The following is a 19,301-nucleotide window of genomic DNA, read 5'->3' as shown; positions in this document are numbered from 1 at the left end:
TTTATGAAAACTAAGGAGTTATTGTGTCAGTTTTCCAAGCATCAAAAACTGATTCTTGAGCAACATAATATTGAAGCAGCAAGAAAATTTCAATTTTATTATTAAAATATTTTAATAAGAAAGAGGTGTTCTATGCAATTTAAAAATTTTTATTTTAAAGATAAATCTTTAAGTAAAAGAAACAACTTAGCTAAGTCAAAATTTACAATTGTTTTAACATTTTTATTTTTATTATATTTTTTCTCAAATAATTTAATTTATGCACAAAATTTACAAAAAAGTGAACCTCAATATTTAATACCTATAGGAAATGTTCTTCAAATTGATGCAGAACTAAAAAATATCATCGTTAGAAGTCCTGGTGAAGCATCTCCATTTAGATTAGGTGATGCTATAATCAAAGTAAATAATATAGAAGTTGATGGATATAGTGATTTTGCTAATACACTAAATGCTTTACCAGAAGAAAAACCAGTGTCTATTTTATTAAATAGAGGTGGTCAACTTTTAACAATGAAAACAACTAAACACATATTAGAAAAAATTAGTTTTAATAACTTACTTTCTGGATTTGCTACTTTGACTTATATCAATCCAGAAACCTCAGAATTTGGTGCTGTAGGTCACCCAATAAGTGTTGGTAATTCAAGAAAAATACCTATAAAATCAGGTTCAATTTCTACAACTAAGCACCTCGACATAGAAAAATCCTATCGAGGTAGTGTTGGATGTATAAATGCAAAAAGAGAAAATATTATTGGTAGTTTTACAGAAAACACTGATTTTGGAATAAGAGGTCAAATTAATAACTTTGATATTTCTAGCTTAAAAAAATATAAGGTAGCTTCACTAAATGAAGTTAAGCTGGGAAAAGCTCAAATAATTTTACAAAACAACTCTAATGAATGTAAAAAATATAATATTGAAATTATAGATATAGAAAACCAAAACCATCCTGAGAGTAAAAGTTTTAAAATTAAAATCACTGACAAAAACCTTTTAGCTCAAACTGGTGGTATTGTACAAGGTATGAGTGGTACTCCAATAGTACAAGATGATAAAATAATAGGAGCAGTTTCTCATGCCATTGAAAATGACCCAGCTGTAGGTTATGGTGTATTTATTAAATGGATGCTTTAGATAATAAATTATATAAGTAATTTGTAACTCTTAAATCATCATTAAATAAATGTTTATAATATATTTGGTCTGAAGACATATTTCTTCACTCTACAGACCAAATATATTAAATATTTTACATACTTTAAAACATAAATTTTTATTACAATTATATTAATTTTTATTACAACTATATTGATTCTTATTTATTACTTATTATTGACATAATTTTTATTTATAAACTATTATTTCAAATTTATTAAAAAATAAATATCATTAATATTACTTGTTAGCATTTTTTCCAGTGTTAGGTAAAACATTGCCAAGGTTCTTTTCAGGTATATTTACATAACTTTCTGGAACATCACCTACTATTATAGTCTCACAGATAGGTATCTGAGCTTTAATTTGTTTTGTTGAAGTTATAAGTGGGATTACTACTTTCACTTGAGTTTGAGCTTCTAAATATATCCTATGTCTTGTTTGATTTATGCCTGAAGACTCAAATTCCGTTTTAAAGTTTACTGATACTGTTCCTATAGGTTCAATAGATACTTCAAGTTTAGGGCCGTATTTAGCTAATATAGGACTTCCTAATGCTGTTCCTATAGGTATGTAAGAATCTGCTGTTTTACCTTTTTTTAATTCATCTTGTATTTCTAAAGCTATTGCAGATGCAATTTCATTCATCATAATAGTATTTGCTTGTATCATAGTTATTTTTCCGTTATTATCAAGCTGTATATCCATTAAATCTTCATAATTTATTTTCCCTTCTACCATTTCAGCAACAGCTTTATTTATAGACCTGTTTGCCAATTCAAGAGCTTTTGTTTCTGCTAAAACTGTAATTGTTGGTCTTAAACTTTTATCTATATATATGAAACTGCCTATAAATACAGACAAGAAAAGAATTAACAAGAAAATAGCTACAATTTTTCTAAATTCATTTTTCTTTTTTCTATCTACTATCCTATTCAAATTTATCCCCTCCTATTTATTTATATGTAACTTTGGCATAATTTTTATAATATTTGTCAAAAATAAATAAATAAAAATATAGACTTATTAATACATTTTGTTTATACATATCTACAATGTACAGAATATTATAGCAAATTCATTTTTTCTATTAATTACAAAATTACTCCTATTTGTGTTATAATATTGCATTAAGTAAGGAGGTTAAAATCTTATGAATAACGATAATGATAAAAATGGAAATAAAATAAGAAGAAAAAAGGTTAGTTCATCTAGTAGCTCAAATAAACCAGTTAATAGAAATTCAGCTAACAAAACTCATTCAACTAAAAGCAAGAAGAAATCTAAGAAAAGCGATAAATTTAAAAAACTAAGAGTATTTGGTATAGTATTTTTAGTTTTATTAGTTGTTGGTGCAGCAGGTACTGCTGGATTAGTATTTGCATCATTAAGAGATGTCTCTCCAGTTACAGAAGCTGTTTTAGACAAGCAAACAAACCAAACAACTACAATTAAATACGCTAATGGAAAAACATTATCTACTGCTCCAAGTGTAAATAAAAAGACACCCGTTCCATTAGATAAAATTTCAACTCATCTTCAACATGCAGTAATTGCAATAGAAGATGAACGTTTTTATGAACACAAGGGTGTTGACATTAAAGGTTTATTTAGATCAGTATTAAAAACTCTTACTGGTACTAAGCAAGGTGGTAGTACTATTCCTATGCAGGTATCTAAGATGCTATTGACTACTGAGCAACAAACTCTACCTCGTAAAATAAAAGATATTTATTATGCATATGAGATGAGTAAGACAGTAAGTAAAGACAAAATACTAGAAACTTATTTAAATAACTTCTTCGTTGGAAAGGGTCTTGCAGGAGCTGAGGCTGGTGCACGTGGTTATTTTGATAAGTCTGCATCTGACCTTACTATAGCTGAGTCAGCACTTCTTGCTGGTTCAACTAAAAATCCATCTAGGTTTTCAGCTTACAAAACTTCTAAATTAGATGGAAATGAAACTAAGAGTGACTTAGAGAATAAGTTGTTATTTTTTGTTAATACAACTGATGATGATTTAGATGACCCAACTCAAGTAGACTTTGATATGATTGAGAAATTAAAAACTTGGGAACTTATATCTAGTGATACTTATAGACAGCTAAAAGCAGGTACATTAGTTGTTAGAAAAGCTATAAACAACCCTGAAGCTAAGAAAAGACAAGAAATTGTTCTAAAGAAAATGTTAGACCTAGGATATATAAAACAAAAAGAATATGATGAAGCAATTAATGCTAAGATAGAAATAAAATTACCTAAATCAGCAGATAAAGTTTCTTCATCTGTAGAAGACCTTATTGAAAGTGAAGTTATAAATGCCCTAATGGAACAAGGACATACAAATGATGAAGCTCAAAACTTATTCTACAATGGTGGTCTAATTGTAAATACAACTATAGACCCTAAAATGCAGGATGCTTTGGAAGAAGAATTTGATAAAAATAGCAATTTCCCAGGACATATGGTTGGACCTGATGGAGTTAGCCAGCCACAGTCTGCAATGGTAATTTTAGATTACAAAAATGGTGAAATAAGAGCACTAGCTGGAGGCCGAAACATAAGTGGCAGAAAAACTTTAAATCGTGCTACTAGCCCTCATCAGCCAGGTTCTTCTATAAAACCTCTAGCAATTTATACACCAGCTATTGATACTTTAAAGATTACACAATCGACTGCTCTAAATGATGTTAGAGGAGGATATAAATTTGAAGAAAACACTAAATGGAATCCAAGAACTACCACTAGTGGTCATGGCTCTATGAGTTTACGTAAAGCTCTTGCTAAATCTTCAAATACAATAGCAGTTAAAACTGCTGAGATGCTTGGAGATTCTTATGATGAATGTATAGATATAATGATGGACTACTTAAAGAACTTTGGTATAACAACTGTTAAAAATAGCCAAACAGGAGCAACTGATAGACAGTTCCCAGCATTAACACTTGGTGGTATGGCAAGTGGTATTACTCCACTTCAGATGGCTGCTGCTTATGGTACATTAGCAAATCAAGGAGTTTATGTAGAACCATCTATTTACACTACTATAACTACTTTTGATGGGCAATTATTAGTTAAAAACGCTCCTGAAGAGCATAAAGTTGTAGACCCAGAAGTAGCTTATGTTGTTACAGATATGTTAGAAAGTGTAATTACTGAAGGTACAGGTGGTATTGCATCACTTCCTAAAGGAATGCCTGTTGCAGGTAAAACAGGTACTACAAATAGCGCATATGATGCTTGGTTTGTTGGTTATACACCTTATTATGTAGGAGCAACATACATTGGAGATGATGCTGGTAGAAAAGATGATGCTGGTAACACTATAAAACGTAGAGATGTTCCACATGGAAGTACTAGTACAGCAAAACTTTGGCAAAAAATCATGGCAAAAATACATGCAAATTTAACAGTTACTGAATTTGAAGTTCCTAAAAATGTATATTTTACAAAAATTAATTTAGAAGATGGAGGAAAGCAATCTTCTGGCTCTAAAGCAGCATTTATTGAAGGTACTGCTCCTTCTAGAGTAAGTTCTCAGCCATCTCCTGAAGATACAAAGAAACCAGATAATAATCAACAAGAAGAAGAAAACAATAATAACAACAATAATTCAGGTAATAATGGTGGTGGCTCTACTCCTCCTGATAACGGTGGAAATAGTGGCGGTACTACTACTCCTCCTGACAATGGTGGAAACAGTGGCGGTACTACTAACCCTCCTGACAATGGTGGAAACAGTGGTGGTACTACTAACCCTCCTGACAATGGTGGAAACAGTGGTGGTACTGTCACCCCTCCTGATGGTGGTGGAAATACAACACCATAGTTTAATAAAAGATTACATTTAAATATTAATAAATAATTAAAATTAAAACAAAAATATAAGGAGTTGCCTCAAAGTGATTTTTAGAAATCCTCGATGAGACACTCCTTTTTTAGTAATTATAATTAATGTGGCGATTGTTATAATATTTATATATTACAAACTATATAAACTTATTACAAACTATATAAACTTTATATTTTTTGCTTATTGTATACCAAAAGTTTGGAATGCGTTTAATTTCCCATATCTTTTGATAAGTATATCCCATTCTTCCTTATCATAAAAATCACACTTATTTACACCAAATAATTTGCCAACTTCAATTGCAAATCTACCAGCTGACTCTAAATCACTAAAATGAGTTGCACCTGTAGCACATCCAGCAACAGGCATTTCTGTAGTAATTGCTACTCCAACTACTGGAGAATTTGTAGCAACTGCTGGCTGTAAAATACTATTCAAGTGATACAGGTCATTTCCATATGGTGTTATATCTTGAATAGATAAAGGAAATACAAATGGAGATTTTCCAGTTACAGTCTGTATAATATCTAAAAGATTATCACTAGTTTTCAATATGTACCCTTCTTTGACAGTTGGCGATATTGCAAATCCTCTAGTATTGATTATTCTATTACCTTTAGTAGTATCGATTGAAAGTATTGCATCACAACTACTGTCAACTTCATTTTCATTCATAGTTGTCATATCTATTGGTGAATCCATAAAAGGTGTAGGATAATGCTCTTTAGTTGGAGCATCTGGACAAATATGAGTAGAAATTATAATATCTCCTTCTAGCACATCTCCTTTTCGTTGCATATCTAAAAGTTTCGCTGCTACTGAAATTGCTACTAATGCTCCATCACCATCTGAAACAAAACCTATTACATCTGGTCTTGCTCCAATACCTCCAAGTCTGCCTAAAATACCTAGAGTAGGGGCATTTCCTCCGTTTAATTTACCATTCTTACCAGCAATTGTAAGCTTAACTAAGTCTGTAGAACCTTTACTTGATGATAGCTTTTTTACTATTATATTTTCTCCACCATAGCTTTGTAAGTATGTCTTCACTTCTTCTCCACTTGCAGTTGATTTGTCTAAAATGTCATAAACCTCTAATACTTGTTTTAATATCATATTTAGTCTCCTTTCTTCATGTATTTTTTTAGTAATACATTATTTACTGTACAAAACATCTACACCACACATTGCTAGTACTTTAATTGCTTTTATAAGTGCTATTTTTCCTTCTTCGCCACCAGCAGCTACAGCAAATTCTTCTGTATGAGTTGCAGTGTTTTCTTTTAATTTTATATATGCTTGTATTGCAGGTATTTCATGAGTTAAATTTCCAGTATCAGTTGAACCAATACCTTGAGTTAAATCTCTTTCAATATAATCTTCACCCAATACTTCAAAATTTTCTCTAACTATATTTACCAATCTTGAATCATTTTTTATCTCTTTATATATCTCATCTAATTGAATTACTTCTACACTAGTTCCTGTAGAAATTGCAGCTCCCTTAGCACAATCTTTAAGCATATCACAAATTTCATTTAGGTATTCTATACTTAATGCTCTTACATTAAATATAGCTATAGATTTTTCAGGAATTATGTTATGTATACTACCTCCATCAGTTATAATTCCATGTACTCTTGCATAATCTTTAAGATGTAATCTCATGCTATTTACACTATTGAATAATGCTATTACTCCACTTAATGCACTTCTTCCTTCCCAAGGATAAGCAGCAGCATGAGAAGCTTTTCCACTAAAATCAAATTTTAAGTTAACTTGAGCAAATGATATATCATCAGGTATTGAAGCATCACATGGATGTAAAATTAATGCAGCATCTACATCTTTAAATACCCCTTCTCTAATCATAGTTATTTTTCCACCTACTCTTTCTTCTGCAGGTGTTCCAAATACTTTTACAGTTCCTTCTATATCATATTTTTTTATAACTTCTTTTAAAATAATACCCGCTCCAACAGAACTTGTACCTATTATATTATGTCCACAAGCATGTCCCATACCTGGAAGTGCATCATATTCAGCTAGAAAAGCTACTGTCTTTCCACCAGTTCCATTTGAGTAGACTGCCTCAAAAGATGTTTCTAATCCTCCTACACCCTTTGTCACATCAAATCCATTTTCTTCTAATAAATTACATAATGCTTTTTGTGATTTAAATTCTTCAAATGCTAATTCTGGATTTTCAAATAAAGATTTGGATACCTTTTCAAATGATGCTTTTTTCTCATCAGATAACAGCTTTATATCTTCTTTGATTTTTAATTTTAATTCTTTCATACTTACTACCTCCTTAAATCATTCCATTTATTTTTAGAACTGTTTGAGATATAAAAGCAGAACCAAAATAAGTAGATGTCATAACTATAAATGATATAACTACTAGCTTCCAACTCAAAGTCTTTAATATGTCTAATTGGTTACCTACAGAAATTCCTGCAAAAGCTAATAATGGTGTTACTGTAGACATAAAATTGATTTTTCCTATATTACTTGCTATAAAATCTCCAACTGGTGATATTGGAAGTGATAATACAAACGCAACTAAAGTCGCCCATGCAAAACCTGGTAAATTTGGTCTCTTAACAAAATTCTTTATTACAATAGCAATTATTACTAATATAAACCCAAATACACTTCCAATCAACAAATCTTTAGCCTGTGTTTTAAGTGCTATAGCCTGTCCAAAGCAAATAATAATATATATGAACATTACTATTTTTATCTGTTCCATAATAGTCTTCAAAGTCTTTTCCATCTATACATCCTCCATTATAAGACATCTCTTGTTTTTGTTTTTTTTCTACTTCTAAACTTCTCAATAATCGGAGCCACTTTACTATAATAATAATTAGCAACTGGTAATGATAAAAATAATTCTATGTATATTCCAGTAACAGCTGTAATCAATCCACTGGTAGCTGAATAAGCTAAAATCTGTTCAGACATATTTGGGACAGTATTCATCAATGATGCTGTTGCAGCCCCCATCATAGAACCACTTCCCATTCCTGATGCCATTGCTAAAGCATATGGATGAAAGCCTATAAGAACACCCAATGGTGCCAAAAATGAAAATAATAATGTTCCAAAGATACTACCACTTATATAAGTTCCCAATGTTCCTATACCTTCTGGTGAATTTAATCCATACTTATCCCCAATAATTCCTAGTGCTGTATCACGACATAATGAAAAAGTCCCTCCTAATGCACTTCTTCCAAGACCTAGTGCTACTCCAACAGGTAATGCTATCAACATTGTACCCATATGACCAAACTCTTGTAATAAAAGTGCTGGTCCTGCTTGAAGTAATATACCAACTTTAGGACCTGCATTAATTCCAAACATTATTCCTAATGGATATAGAGTTAAAGATAAAAGATATGGAGATACATTTATTTCATTATCTCCTATAAACTTTTTTAAAGCTGGTATAACCCTTCCTAACAAATGAGGGGAAACAGCCATACCTATAAAGATAGCCCATAGTATACTAAGTAAAGTTATATTAATACCCATAACTTTAAATGAAATAGGCCCAATTAATTCAGCCAATACGGTAATTATACAGGCTGCTATCAGAGCATTTTTAATTCCTTTCATTTTTATACCTCCTTGCAATTTTTATAATTTTCTTACAATATAAGTATTAGTGATTTAATTATATATTCTCTCATCGATAATGTATAATATAAATGTTTCATTATTTTTATATGCTTTTAGTCATAAAGCAAAAGGAGGATTAAGCATCATGGATTTATTACAATTAAAATATTTTCAAGTTGTAGCTTGTACTGAAAATATGACTAATGCTGCTAAGCAATTACATGTAACACAGTCAGCACTTAGCAAAAGTATAGCTCTACTTGAAATGGATTTAGGTGTAAAATTATTTGACAGGAAAGGAAAGTCTATTAAATTAAACTATTGTGGAAATATTTTTCTTAAAAGAGTTGATTCTATACTTAATTTATTAGATACATCAACTAAAGAAATAAAAGATTTAGCTTGTAGTGAATTTGACCAAATCAAATTAATCGTACTTACTGCATCAGGGTTAATTTTAGATGTACTTAGTGAATTTAAAAAATTACATCCAAATATTTCATTCAAATTAATGCAACATATTCCAAAATCAACATTTGACTACGATTTTGATATATGTATTACTTCATATTGCTTTGAATTTAAGTCATCAAATTATGAAGTATTAACTAGTGAAGAAATATTTATAGGTGTACCTTACAGCAATCCACTATCAGAGCTTAATAGTGTGTATTTTAAAGATGTACAAGATGAGAATTTTATATGTTTAGATGAAGGTACAAATTTCAGAAAAATTACAGATAGATTTTGTAACTATGCTGACTTTGAACCTAATGTAGGTTTTGAATGTGATTCTCCTTCAACCGTTTATAATTTGATAAAAGAAGGTCATGGAGTTGGATTTATTCCTGAAAAATCATGGTGTATAGATTATGAATCTTCTATTAAACTATTACCTATTAATGATATAAGATGTGAGCAATTTATTGAGCTATATTGGACAGATAATAAATTTTTAAACAAGTCAACAAGAATGTTTATTGATTTTATAAAAAACTATCTTAATGAAACTACTTAAAAAATAATAAATCTCAATGTTGTACCGAGACTCAAAAGTTAGATTTTATACTGGAATGAACTTTCATTCCAGTATTTTTATTTATTCAAGTTTTTATTGATATTAAATTCTATAATCAACTGGATTACTTTTAGTCTTTTATTCTATTAACGCTGTTTCTTATAATTAGTCTTGGATAAAGTTTTCTTGGGATATGTTCTGTGCTCTTTTTATTTATTGTATTTACTAAACTATCTACTCCATTTTTTATAACTTGCTCTCTTGGGTCATCTATTGTCGATAAGTGTGACCTAAAGTAAGATATTAATTCAATATTATTATATCCTATTACAGATAAGTCTTCTGGTACATTTATACCATAAGTAGTTTTTAATTCTTGTATTATAGAAATAGCTGGTACATCTTGTTGCACAAATATAGCTGAAGCCTTTTTTATTTTATCAATATGATTTCTTAATAGTTCAACTTGAGATTCAAAATCCATTTTAGATTCAATTACATCTGTCTTTAAATTAGCTTCTTCCATAGCATTTAAATACCCTTTGGTTCTATCTTCATGCATTTTTGAACTCTTATCTTCTGAAGTTATTGTTATTATATTTTTATGACCATGGTCGATTAAATGTTTAGTAGCTATATAGCCTCCATATACGTTATCGTCCCAAAAGAAGTTATCTACCTCTCCTACAAAAGATGGCTTAAAATATATGAATACGTGTGGAAAATTATTGTCTTTTAAAAACTCATACTCTTCTTTTTTTATTGATTGAGACACTATTACTAATCCATCAACCATTTGTCCATTAACCATTTTATAGACATTACTATCACCACTAATGTTGTTATTGGGCTGTATTATAAAGTCGTACTTATTAGTCTCAATAGAATTTATAGAACTGTCCATTATATCACTAAAAAATTTTCTAGTGTCTTGATGATTAAAATTATTTGAAAAGATTACCCCTATTCTATTTGTTTCTTTTTTTGCTAGATTTCTCGCATTTACATTAAAATGAAACCCTAGCCTGTTAGCCTCTTCCACTACCTTCTTTTTTGTTTTTTCAGATACATTAGGATTATTGTTTAAACACCTAGAAACAGTTGAATAGCTAATGCCTAGGTTCCTTGCAATATCTTTAATAGTTACCATCTTTATCCCCTACTTCACTTCATTTTATTTTTGCTAATATAATACTACACCATGTTGTAAATAATTGTCAACTTGATTATGTAAACGCTTGTAAGTATAAAAAAATAGGTAGAATCTAAAAAGATATCTACCTACTTTATACAAAAAATTATCATATATTTAAGTGGTTTTATGGTTTTGCTTTTGGTGTAAATACTACCGACATAATATATCCAAAAAATATAGCTGCGGCTATCCCACCAGCTGTAGCAGTTGTTCCACCTAGGAAAATACCTAAAAATCCATCACTTTGTATTGATTTTATTACTCCTTTGGCAAGTGAATATCCAAATCCTATTATAGGAACTGTTGCACCTGCTGCTGCAAACTTAACTAATGGTTCATAAAGTCCTAGAAAAGTTAAAACTACACCAGTTGTTACATATGTCACCATAACATATGGAGTTTGCATTTTAAAGTAGTCCATCATTACTTGAGCTATTAAACATATAATTCCACCTACAATAAATACTCTTACGTATTCCATTAACATATATATCACTTCCTACTCATTTACTATTACTACTGCATGTGCAACACAAGGTATTGTTTGCTTTTGTAGTGTACTTGTTGGTGATAATAGTGCTCCTGTTGATACAAGCATTACTTTGTTAAATTCTTTTTTTCTTAATTTTTCATATATATATCCTGCAAATACTGTAGCTGAACATCCACATCCACTCCCACCACAGTGAACATCTTGCTCTTTAAGGTTAAACATTTCTATACCACAATCAGTATAACACTTTGAAATATCTACACCCTTCTCTTTCAAAAAGTCTTCTGCTATTTGTTTGCCAAGTGTACCTAAATCGCCAGTAGCAATTATGTCAAAGCTATTTGGGTCATCATTAGTATCTTCAAAATAAGAATATATAGTATCTATTGCTGCTGGAGCCATGGCTGGTCCCATATTATTACCATCATCAATACCTTTATCTATTACTTTTCCAACTGTAACATATTTTACTTTAGGACCTTCTCCATTAGGAGCTAATAAAACACTTCCTGCTCCTGTAACTGTCCATTGAGCTGTCATTGGCTTTTGATTTCCTAATTCTAGTGGAAATCTAAATTGTCTTTCTGCTGTACAATAATGGCTTGATGTTCCTGATAGCACTAAATCTGCAAAACCACCATCTACAAGCATAGAACCTATGCAAAGTCCTTCTGCCATTGTAGAACAAGCGCCATATATACCCAAAAATGGAATTGCTAATTCTCTTGCAGCAAAAGATGCTGGTACTATTTGATTGATTAAATCCCCGCCTAGCATATAATTTACATCTGACAGTTTTTTTCCTGCCTTCTGTATGGCTTTCTGAGATGCAGTCTCTACCATTTTACTTTCAGCCAATTCCCAAGTTTTTTCACCATATAAATCATCAGTCATAATCATATCAAAATAATCTTTTAATGGTCCTTCACCTTCTTTAGAACCTACTATAGTACCAGCTGATATTATTGTTGGTTTATTCTCTAGCTTGACTGTTCTTTTTCCAATTCTTTTATTTTTCATATTTTCACACCTTTTTAATTTTGCATTTTAATATTTAATTTTTTAATATTAATTAAAAATATTAATTAAAATCTGCATGATTATTTCCTAACTAACTACTTCCATAACTATTTTTCAGATTTCATATCTTCTTCATAATTAATAAAATTTAAATTAAATAAAAATCCTCTAAAACATCTTAAAAATATAATAAATAATTCCACATAAAATAGAAGAACCTATACCATAAACTAAAACTGGCCCTGCAATTTTAAATAAGTTTGCACCTACACCTAATACATATCCTTCTCTTTTATACTCCATAGCAGGAGATACTATTGAGTTAGCAAAACCTGTTATTGGTATTATAGAACCAGCTCCTGCTCTTTTTCCGATTAGGTCATAAACTCCTAATCCAGTTAGAAATGCCCCTATAAATATCAGTGTTATTGATGTAGCGGAACTAGCACCTAATTTATCAAGACCTCCAACTTTCATGTATAAATCACTTATGGCTTGCCCTATCATACAAATAATTCCACCTACAATAAATGCAATTGTATAGTTTTTTAAATATGTAGGTTTTGGGCTTATTTGGTCTACATATTTTTTATAATTTTTATCCATACTAAACACCTCTCTAAAGTATTATTTGTTAATTTTAAAAAAATAAACCTATTATTTATTTTAGACACTCAAAGTTTTGTCAAAAAATAAAAAAGATGCCTAATAAAGAAAATAATTTATTTTCTATCATAAAGACACCTTGTTTTTTAATATTTTTTATTTGAACTTATAATTTTTTAATAGTAACTTAAAAACTTAATATAAAAATTCTAAAAAGTTTAATATATCATAAGTATTATCATGATATATATTCTTTTAACTTAGATAATACTTTTTTCTCTATTCTTGATACTTGAACCTGTGATATATTGAGCATTTCTCCTATTTCACTTTGAGTCATATCTTCAAAATATCTGAGAACTATTATTTGACGTTCTCTCTTATCCAGTCTTCCAAGTATATCCTTTAATAATATATTATCTACAACTTTTTCTTCCTCACTTTCTCCTTTCATGCTTATCTTATCAATAAGGCATATTGGAGAACCTTCTTCTTCATGAATAACACCTTGCAAATACTCTACATTAAAATTAGCTTCCATAGCCATTACTAAATCTTCTTTTTCTACATCTAATGCTTGAGCTATTTCTTCTATACTTGGTTCTCTGCCTAGCTTTTTAGTTAAAGCTTCACTTTCCATCTTGGCCTTTACAGCTATTTGCTTCAATGACCTTGATACTTTTATCATACCATCATCTCTTAAGTATCTCTTTATTTCACCTAGAATCATTGGTACTGCATAAGTAGAGAATTTAACATTAAATTTAGGGTCAAATTTATATATTGATTTTATTAAACCTATAGAACCTAATTGAAATAAATCTTCTCTATCATACCCTATATTTAAAAATCTAGATACAACGCTCCTAACTAGACCTAAATTACTTGATATTAATATTTCTTTTGCCTCTTCATCTCCATTTTGAACTTTATCAATAAGTTCTAGAGTCTCTTCATGACTAAGAAGAGGTTTTTTTTCTTCTCTGGCAACAGTTACTTCCATAATAAAACCTCACTTTTGGACTTTATTTAGGCAAATTTATTTTTTTAGTCATTTCAATTCTAGTGCCATTATCTTTTCTAGAACTTACCTCTACATCGTCCATAAAGCTTTTCATAACTGTGAATCCCATTCCTGATCTATCAAGTTCTGGTTTTGATGTATAAAGTGGTTCCATTGCCTTCTCCACATTTTCTATTCCATACCCTTCATCTTCAACTACGATTTTTATAGTATTTCCCTCTATCTCACATTTCAAAAAAACAAACTTAGAACTGTCTTCTTCATATCCATGTATTATAGCATTTGTAACAGCCTCAGAGACAGCAGTCTTTATATCAACTAATTCATCTACTGTTGGGTCTAATTTTGCTGCAAATGATGCTACTATAACTCTTGCTAAACTTTCATTTTCTGATAGTGCCGAAAATTTAACTTCCATAATATTATTCATCACATACTCCTCCCTACAAAGAACTTAGAGCTTCTTCATACGTATCATAAATGCCAATAATTTTATTTAACCCAGATAAATCAAAAATTTTCTTAACTCGTGAACTTATATTAATTACTGAAACTCGTCCCCCTTCATTAGAAATTTTTTTATATCTACCTATGATGACACCTATACCTGAAGAATCCATAAAATTAATATTTCCAAAATCAAATACAACATTTTTTACTTGATTAACACTTAATAAGTTATCTATTTCTTCCCTTATTTCATTAGCTACATGGTGGTCTAGTTCTGAGCACATAAATTCTATGTATAGATTCTTATGTTCTAAGGAATATTTTACCATCAAAATCCCTCCTTCAATAGTTTTGTAAAAATAGTAACTTTTAATCAATTCTATAATCGCATTTCTATTCCTTCAATGAAATTTAACTAGTTTTGTCGTATTATTTCTACCATCGTTTCATTATATGTTACTTGACCACCAATATCAGATATACCAGTATCTGTTAAACTATTAGGATTGCCATGTTTCTTCCACCATCCAACATACATTTTTACTATATAATCACTTACTCCACTATCTATATTTATCTGTACATCTATTTTTGTTTTTTTTGACTTTAAAGTTACAATATCCTTATTGTTAACACCTATTTTTCTAGCCATAATTTGATTTATATACGCTTGAGCTATAGATGTCTTATCCATAAAGTGTTGACTAAACAAAGTATCTGCATGGTGATTAGTTAGCAGTCTAAAAATATTTTTCCTATTTTCATCTTCAAAGTTTCTAGTTTTATTACTTATATACACTGGAATTGGACTAATTCCTAAATCTCTTATCCTTTCTGAATAAAGTTCATATTTTCCAGATGGAGTTTCGAACTTCTTATCTTCCCAAGCAATAGGATTATGTATAGTAAAATAACTATTTTTAAGTTTCTCTATATCTAGACTTTTCTCAAAACGTTTAAGCGGCTCAATTACTTTTTCTAAGTATTCTTTTTTTGTTACAAAAGGATAACCTTCTAGTTTCATCTTTTTAGCTAACTCCATAAAAAAATAATACTCATCCATCAATTCATGCTTTGGTGTTACTGCTCTTTCATTGTATGTTATATATGGATTGGTCATTGAACTATAAATTATATCTTCACTTTCAAGCGTATTTGTACAAGGTATAAATAAGTCACATAAAGTAGCTGTGTCAGTCATAAACATATCAAAGCATACTTTAAATTCAATCTTTGAAAAAACTCTTTCTAACTCTACTAAATCTGGCAATTGATTTAACATATTACTTTTAGTTATTACTGCCATCTTTATAGGAATATTTCCTTTTAGTGATTTACTTGACATCTTATCAAACTTGTTCAATGTATTATTTGGTTTCTCTAATGTATTATTAACTTCATCTGATATACTGTCTTTTAAGGATTCTTCTATAAACTTGCTAATATTACTTACATAAAACTCCCTATCTTCGCCATATGATTGGCTATTATAAGGGTCAGCATCTATCACATTTGGATAAACCTTATTAGCATAATTCACTCCACCACCACTAAATCCTATTTGACCTGTTATAGCTCCTAATGCATCTATCGCTCTTATTGTATTTCCTCCATTTTTATACTTTTGAAGACCATAACCTACATTTATACTTGAATATTTATTAGCATATAAATCAACTAATGCACTTATATCCTTTTCTTTAACACCACATTCATTACATAAAAAGTTTAAATCTAATGAATCCAAATATTTTTTATATTCCTCAAAACCAACAACATACGAATTTATATATTCTTCGTCCTGCAGGTTATCTTCTATTATAATTTTTGCCATAGCTATAGCTAATGCTCCATCTGTTCCAGGGTTTACTTGTATGTACTTATCTGCCATTTGAGCAGTCTTTGTATATATAGGGTCAATGACTACTATTTTTATCCCTTTTTCTTTGGCTTTTTTAATTATTTGCATAGTATGAATGGTAGTATATGCTGGATTTTTTCCCCATATAAATATACTCTTGCTGTTTAGCATATCTTCTATAGCATGTCCCTTAGCTACTCCAAAGTCATACTTTTGGGCATGCATTCCTGCACTCCAACATGGGCCACCCTTATGCCTACTAACTCCTCCATAAAAATTAAAAAATACATCTCCTATATATTTTAATATAGACCCACTTCCATATTGGTCATAGTGCATAATAGACTTTGATGTATAATGTTCTTTATAAAATAGGAGTTTATCTGCCATTATCTCTAATGCTTCATCAAAAGAAATCTTTTTCCATAGACCATCTACCTTTAACATTGGAGTCTCTATCCTATCTTTATGATTTAATCTATCTAAATGAGCAAACCCCTTTTTACATATAAATCCTTTTGTATAAGGATGATTTCTATCTCCTTCAATTTTTATCACATTATTTCCTTTAGTATAAACATTAAATTTACAACAATCATGGCAATCTAGTGTACATCCATGACTTAATTTCTTTATTGTATCCATAAAATATCTTTATCTCCTTATAAAAGTTACATATTCACTATATTTTCATTAAATTTCATATACTTAAAATACTCTGTTTAAGACATAAGTATATTTTATCAAAATAAATTTAAAAATACCTTATAAATATGATATTCATATAAAATTACTTTTAAGCAAATTAAATTGAGAAAGTACTATGCTATCATTAGAATCACAAGAAAATGAGGAAAAATGATATACAGCTATTGAGCTATGTGCTGGTTTCGGCAATGAGGGTATTTATAGAATTAAAAAGGCTGTTGGACCTAAGGTTGCTGTGGGTGCAGTTAAATTTGATTTTCATCCAGCCTTTGGCTTTAAGAGTGGCGATGAAATATTCTAGTAAGTGGTGTTTTTCTCTATACATGTGCCTATCATAAAGTGATAAATCAATCTCTTACTTCCATTATCAAATGAAAATCATATATTAATTTTTATTTGATTATTTATTTTCTAATATATTTTTTATACTTATGTAAATAAAGCACAAACAAAATTTAAAATGTCTTTAATAATACTATTATATAAAACAATAAAAGCCTTATGTTGTTGACTCTTACAGATTATTTATCATCTGTTTTGAAAACACATTAGGCTTTTTAAATATTCAATATACTATTTTATATATCTTTCGATTATATTTTTATATACTATATATTATTTTTTCTTTTTATTGGCTTTTTCTATATTAATTTTGTTACCTTTTATCTTAATATCTTTCATTTTTTCAATTACTGTTTTTGCATCTTTTTTAGGTATTTCAACAAAAGTATACTTATCATATATATCTATAGTTCCTACCATTTTACCTGGTATTCCAACTTCTCCAGCTATAGCACCAACGATATCTTTAGCTTGTATTCTTTGATTTCTACCAATATTGATAAACAATCTAATCATACCATCTTTAGCTCCAGTAGCACCTTTTCTATCTCCACGTTCTCTTCTAGGTTTTTCTTCTATTATTTCTTCTTTCATTTCTTCCCCTAGAGATAACTTAACAAGTGCAGCAGCAATATCAACCATTGCATAATCTTCATCATTACAGAAACTTTCTAACCATTGTAATTGTTTAGTTAAATGACCTTCTTCTATAGTTTGTTTAACTTGTGCAAAGAAAGAGCCTACTTTTTTCTCTTCAACATCAGTTATTGTTGGTATATTATGCTTGATTAATTTAGATTTAGTATATCTTTCTATATCTTTCATCTTTCTCATTTCTTTTCCAAATACAAAAGTAAATGACATACCTTCTCTACCAGCACGACCAGTTCTACCAATTCTATGAACATAGTACTCTTCATCTTGTGGTAAATCATAGTTAAATACACATTCAACATCATCAACATCTATACCTCTAGCCGCAACATCAGTAGCAACAAGTATATCTATTGTACCATTTCTAAACTTATCCATTACTATATCTCTTTGTGTTTGTTTTAAGTCACCATGTAATGCATCTGCAAAATATCCTCTTGCTTGTAAATCTCCTACTAACTCATCTGCTTTTCTTTTAGTATTACAGAAAACAACAGATAATTTAGGGTCATACACATCAACTAATCTACATAATACTTCCAATTTATTTGATGATCTAGTTTCTATATAATATTGTTTTGTATTTGAAACTGTAAGTTCTTTTCTAACAACTTTTATATGTTCTGGGTCTTTTTGATATCTCTTAGTTAAATCTAAAATTCCTCTTGGCATAGTTGCTGAAAAGAAAGTTGTTTGTCTTTCTTCAGGAATCTTACTTAAAATCATTTCTATGTCTTCTCTAAATCCCATATCTAGCATTTCATCTGCTTCATCTAGTATAATCATTTTTACATTATCCATCTTTAATGTTTTACGATTAATATGGTCTATTGTACGTCCAGGTGTACCTATTACAACTTGCACACCACTCTTTAGAGATTTTATTTGTCTATCTATTGGTTGACCACCATATATAGGTAATGTCTTTATTCCGTGCGAGTATTTAGCTAGTTTTCTTATTTCTGTAGATACTTGTATTGCAAGCTCTCTTGTTGGGCAAAGTACTACAGCTTGTAAACTTCTATTATTTGGGTCTATTGTTTCTAGTATAGGTATACTAAAAGCTGCTGTTTTCCCCGTACCAGTTTGTGCTTGTCCTATAACGTCTTTACCTGACAAAATTGCAGGTATAGACTGTGCTTGTATAGGAGATGGCTCTTCAAACCCCATTTCAGCTATAGCTTTTTTTATTCCCTCACTTATTGGTAAATCTTCAAACTTTGTTATATTCATATATTATTCCTCTCCGTTATCAATTAATCTTAACCTATCCATTATATACTTTT

At 29.7% G+C, this 19,301-nt stretch carries 18 protein-coding genes; 4 read left to right on the top strand and 14 right to left on the bottom strand.

What is annotated here, in order from left to right; translation table 11 throughout:
• The first annotated feature begins 132 nt into the window (after positions 1-132).
• Complete coding sequence (locus IC218_RS14230) at positions 133-1,140, top strand: SpoIVB peptidase S55 domain-containing protein (RefSeq protein ID WP_227433392.1); 1,008 nt, start codon at positions 133-135, stop codon at positions 1,138-1,140.
• 261 nt (positions 1,141-1,401) lie between these two features.
• Here IC218_RS14230 and yunB read toward each other — a convergent pair whose 3' ends face one another.
• Positions 1,402-2,100: a sporulation protein YunB gene (gene yunB / locus IC218_RS14225; protein ID WP_227433393.1), complete on the bottom strand. Its 699-nt coding sequence runs from the start codon at positions 2,098-2,100 to the stop codon at positions 1,402-1,404.
• Positions 2,101-2,314: 214 nt separating this feature from the next.
• On the opposite strand from yunB, the gene IC218_RS14220 reads away from it, so the two are divergent.
• Positions 2,315-4,990, top strand: coding sequence for a transglycosylase domain-containing protein (locus IC218_RS14220; protein ID WP_227433394.1), 2,676 nt, complete (start codon positions 2,315-2,317; stop codon positions 4,988-4,990).
• 204 nt (positions 4,991-5,194) lie between these two features.
• Here the strand turns inward: IC218_RS14220 and IC218_RS14215 are convergent, their stop codons facing one another.
• Genes IC218_RS14215 through IC218_RS14200 form a run of 4 tightly spaced genes read right to left on the bottom strand, consistent with a single transcriptional unit; the run spans position 5,195 to position 8,641 of the window.
• Positions 5,195-6,130, bottom strand: coding sequence for a DUF1177 domain-containing protein (locus IC218_RS14215; RefSeq protein WP_227433395.1), 936 nt, complete (start codon positions 6,128-6,130; stop codon positions 5,195-5,197).
• 39 nt (positions 6,131-6,169) lie between these two features.
• Positions 6,170-7,315, bottom strand: coding sequence for a M20 family metallopeptidase (locus IC218_RS14210; RefSeq protein ID WP_227433396.1), 1,146 nt, complete (start codon positions 7,313-7,315; stop codon positions 6,170-6,172).
• Between the two features lie 13 nt (positions 7,316-7,328).
• Positions 7,329-7,793 (bottom strand): hypothetical protein, encoded by a 465-nt coding sequence (locus IC218_RS14205; protein ID WP_227433397.1) that lies wholly within the window; start codon positions 7,791-7,793, stop codon positions 7,329-7,331.
• Between the two features lie 14 nt (positions 7,794-7,807).
• On the bottom strand, positions 7,808-8,641 hold the full coding sequence (locus IC218_RS14200; protein ID WP_227433398.1) for a DUF3100 domain-containing protein: 834 nt from the start codon (positions 8,639-8,641) through the stop codon (positions 7,808-7,810).
• Between the two features lie 148 nt (positions 8,642-8,789).
• On the opposite strand from IC218_RS14200, the gene IC218_RS14195 reads away from it, so the two are divergent.
• Positions 8,790-9,662 (top strand): LysR family transcriptional regulator, encoded by an 873-nt coding sequence (locus IC218_RS14195; RefSeq protein ID WP_227433399.1) that lies wholly within the window; start codon positions 8,790-8,792, stop codon positions 9,660-9,662.
• A 130-nt stretch (positions 9,663-9,792) separates the two neighbouring features.
• On the opposite strand, the gene IC218_RS14190 is transcribed toward IC218_RS14195, so the two are convergent.
• From IC218_RS14190 to IC218_RS14155, 8 genes are all read right to left on the bottom strand, one after another.
• On the bottom strand, positions 9,793-10,812 hold the full coding sequence (locus IC218_RS14190) for a LacI family DNA-binding transcriptional regulator (RefSeq protein WP_227482987.1): 1,020 nt from the start codon (positions 10,810-10,812) through the stop codon (positions 9,793-9,795).
• A gap of 169 nt (positions 10,813-10,981) precedes the next feature.
• A complete protein-coding gene (gene spoVAE / locus IC218_RS14185) occupies positions 10,982-11,344 on the bottom strand; it encodes a stage V sporulation protein AE (protein ID WP_227433401.1) in 363 nt (120 codons plus the stop codon).
• 12 nt (positions 11,345-11,356) lie between these two features.
• Positions 11,357-12,370 (bottom strand): stage V sporulation protein AD, encoded by a 1,014-nt coding sequence (gene spoVAD, locus IC218_RS14180; protein ID WP_227433402.1) that lies wholly within the window; start codon positions 12,368-12,370, stop codon positions 11,357-11,359.
• Between the two features lie 168 nt (positions 12,371-12,538).
• Positions 12,539-12,976 carry a stage V sporulation protein AC gene (gene spoVAC, locus IC218_RS14175; protein WP_227824743.1) on the bottom strand — a complete coding sequence of 146 codons (438 nt, stop codon included), beginning with the start codon at positions 12,974-12,976 and terminating at the stop codon, positions 12,539-12,541.
• Between the two features lie 238 nt (positions 12,977-13,214).
• Complete coding sequence (gene sigF, locus IC218_RS14170) at positions 13,215-13,979, bottom strand: RNA polymerase sporulation sigma factor SigF (RefSeq protein ID WP_227433403.1); 765 nt, start codon at positions 13,977-13,979, stop codon at positions 13,215-13,217.
• Between the two features lie 22 nt (positions 13,980-14,001).
• Entirely contained in the window at positions 14,002-14,430 is a 429-nt protein-coding gene (gene spoIIAB / locus IC218_RS14165; RefSeq protein ID WP_227433404.1) for an anti-sigma F factor, read from the bottom strand.
• Between the two features lie 13 nt (positions 14,431-14,443).
• Positions 14,444-14,779 (bottom strand): anti-sigma F factor antagonist, encoded by a 336-nt coding sequence (gene spoIIAA, locus IC218_RS14160; RefSeq protein ID WP_227433405.1) that lies wholly within the window; start codon positions 14,777-14,779, stop codon positions 14,444-14,446.
• 86 nt (positions 14,780-14,865) lie between these two features.
• Positions 14,866-16,956 (bottom strand): molybdopterin-dependent oxidoreductase, encoded by a 2,091-nt coding sequence (locus tag IC218_RS14155; protein WP_227824742.1) that lies wholly within the window; start codon positions 16,954-16,956, stop codon positions 14,866-14,868.
• Positions 16,957-17,182: 226 nt separating this feature from the next.
• Between IC218_RS14155 and IC218_RS14150 the strand changes: the two genes are divergently transcribed.
• A complete protein-coding gene (locus IC218_RS14150; protein WP_413927331.1) occupies positions 17,183-17,320 on the top strand; it encodes a DUF6506 family protein in 138 nt (45 codons plus the stop codon).
• Between the two features lie 314 nt (positions 17,321-17,634).
• Here the strand turns inward: IC218_RS14150 and IC218_RS14145 are convergent, their stop codons facing one another.
• Positions 17,635-19,248 (bottom strand): DEAD/DEAH box helicase, encoded by a 1,614-nt coding sequence (locus IC218_RS14145; protein ID WP_227433407.1) that lies wholly within the window; start codon positions 19,246-19,248, stop codon positions 17,635-17,637.
• Positions 19,249-19,301: the final 53 nt, after the last annotated feature.

This window comes from Clostridioides sp. ES-S-0005-03, from assembly GCF_020658455.1.
Taxonomy (GTDB): Bacteria; Bacillota; Clostridia; order Peptostreptococcales; family Peptostreptococcaceae; genus Clostridioides.
The sequence above is the reverse complement of the archived record's forward strand: the minus strand, read 5'-3'. Positions and strand labels throughout refer to the sequence as shown.

Excerpts from the sequence above, each read along its gene's own strand:
- IC218_RS14215 (WP_227433395.1), bottom strand. The coding sequence starts at position 6,130 with ATGATATTAAAACAAGTATTAGAGGTTTATGACATTTTAGACAAATCA.
- spoVAD (WP_227433402.1), bottom strand. The coding sequence starts at position 12,370 with ATGAAAAATAAAAGAATTGGAAAAAGAACAGTCAAGCTAGAGAATAAA.
- spoVAC (WP_227824743.1), bottom strand. The coding sequence starts at position 12,976 with ATGGATAAAAATTATAAAAAATATGTAGACCAAATAAGCCCAAAACCT.
- IC218_RS14195 (WP_227433399.1), top strand. The coding sequence starts at position 8,790 with ATGGATTTATTACAATTAAAATATTTTCAAGTTGTAGCTTGTACTGAA.
- IC218_RS14205 (WP_227433397.1), bottom strand. The coding sequence starts at position 7,793 with ATGGAAAAGACTTTGAAGACTATTATGGAACAGATAAAAATAGTAATG.
- IC218_RS14190 (WP_227482987.1), bottom strand. The coding sequence starts at position 10,812 with ATGGTAACTATTAAAGATATTGCAAGGAACCTAGGCATTAGCTATTCA.
- IC218_RS14200 (WP_227433398.1), bottom strand. The coding sequence starts at position 8,641 with ATGAAAGGAATTAAAAATGCTCTGATAGCAGCCTGTATAATTACCGTA.
- IC218_RS14155 (WP_227824742.1), bottom strand. The coding sequence starts at position 16,956 with ATGGATACAATAAAGAAATTAAGTCATGGATGTACACTAGATTGCCAT.
- spoIIAB (WP_227433404.1), bottom strand. The coding sequence starts at position 14,430 with ATGAATAATATTATGGAAGTTAAATTTTCGGCACTATCAGAAAATGAA.
- IC218_RS14230 (WP_227433392.1), top strand. The coding sequence starts at position 133 with ATGCAATTTAAAAATTTTTATTTTAAAGATAAATCTTTAAGTAAAAGA.
- IC218_RS14145 (WP_227433407.1), bottom strand. The coding sequence starts at position 19,248 with ATGAATATAACAAAGTTTGAAGATTTACCAATAAGTGAGGGAATAAAA.
- spoVAE (WP_227433401.1), bottom strand. The coding sequence starts at position 11,344 with ATGTTAATGGAATACGTAAGAGTATTTATTGTAGGTGGAATTATATGT.
- IC218_RS14210 (WP_227433396.1), bottom strand. The coding sequence starts at position 7,315 with ATGAAAGAATTAAAATTAAAAATCAAAGAAGATATAAAGCTGTTATCT.
- spoIIAA (WP_227433405.1), bottom strand. The coding sequence starts at position 14,779 with ATGGTAAAATATTCCTTAGAACATAAGAATCTATACATAGAATTTATG.
- IC218_RS14220 (WP_227433394.1), top strand. The coding sequence starts at position 2,315 with ATGAATAACGATAATGATAAAAATGGAAATAAAATAAGAAGAAAAAAG.
- sigF (WP_227433403.1), bottom strand. The coding sequence starts at position 13,979 with ATGGAAGTAACTGTTGCCAGAGAAGAAAAAAAACCTCTTCTTAGTCAT.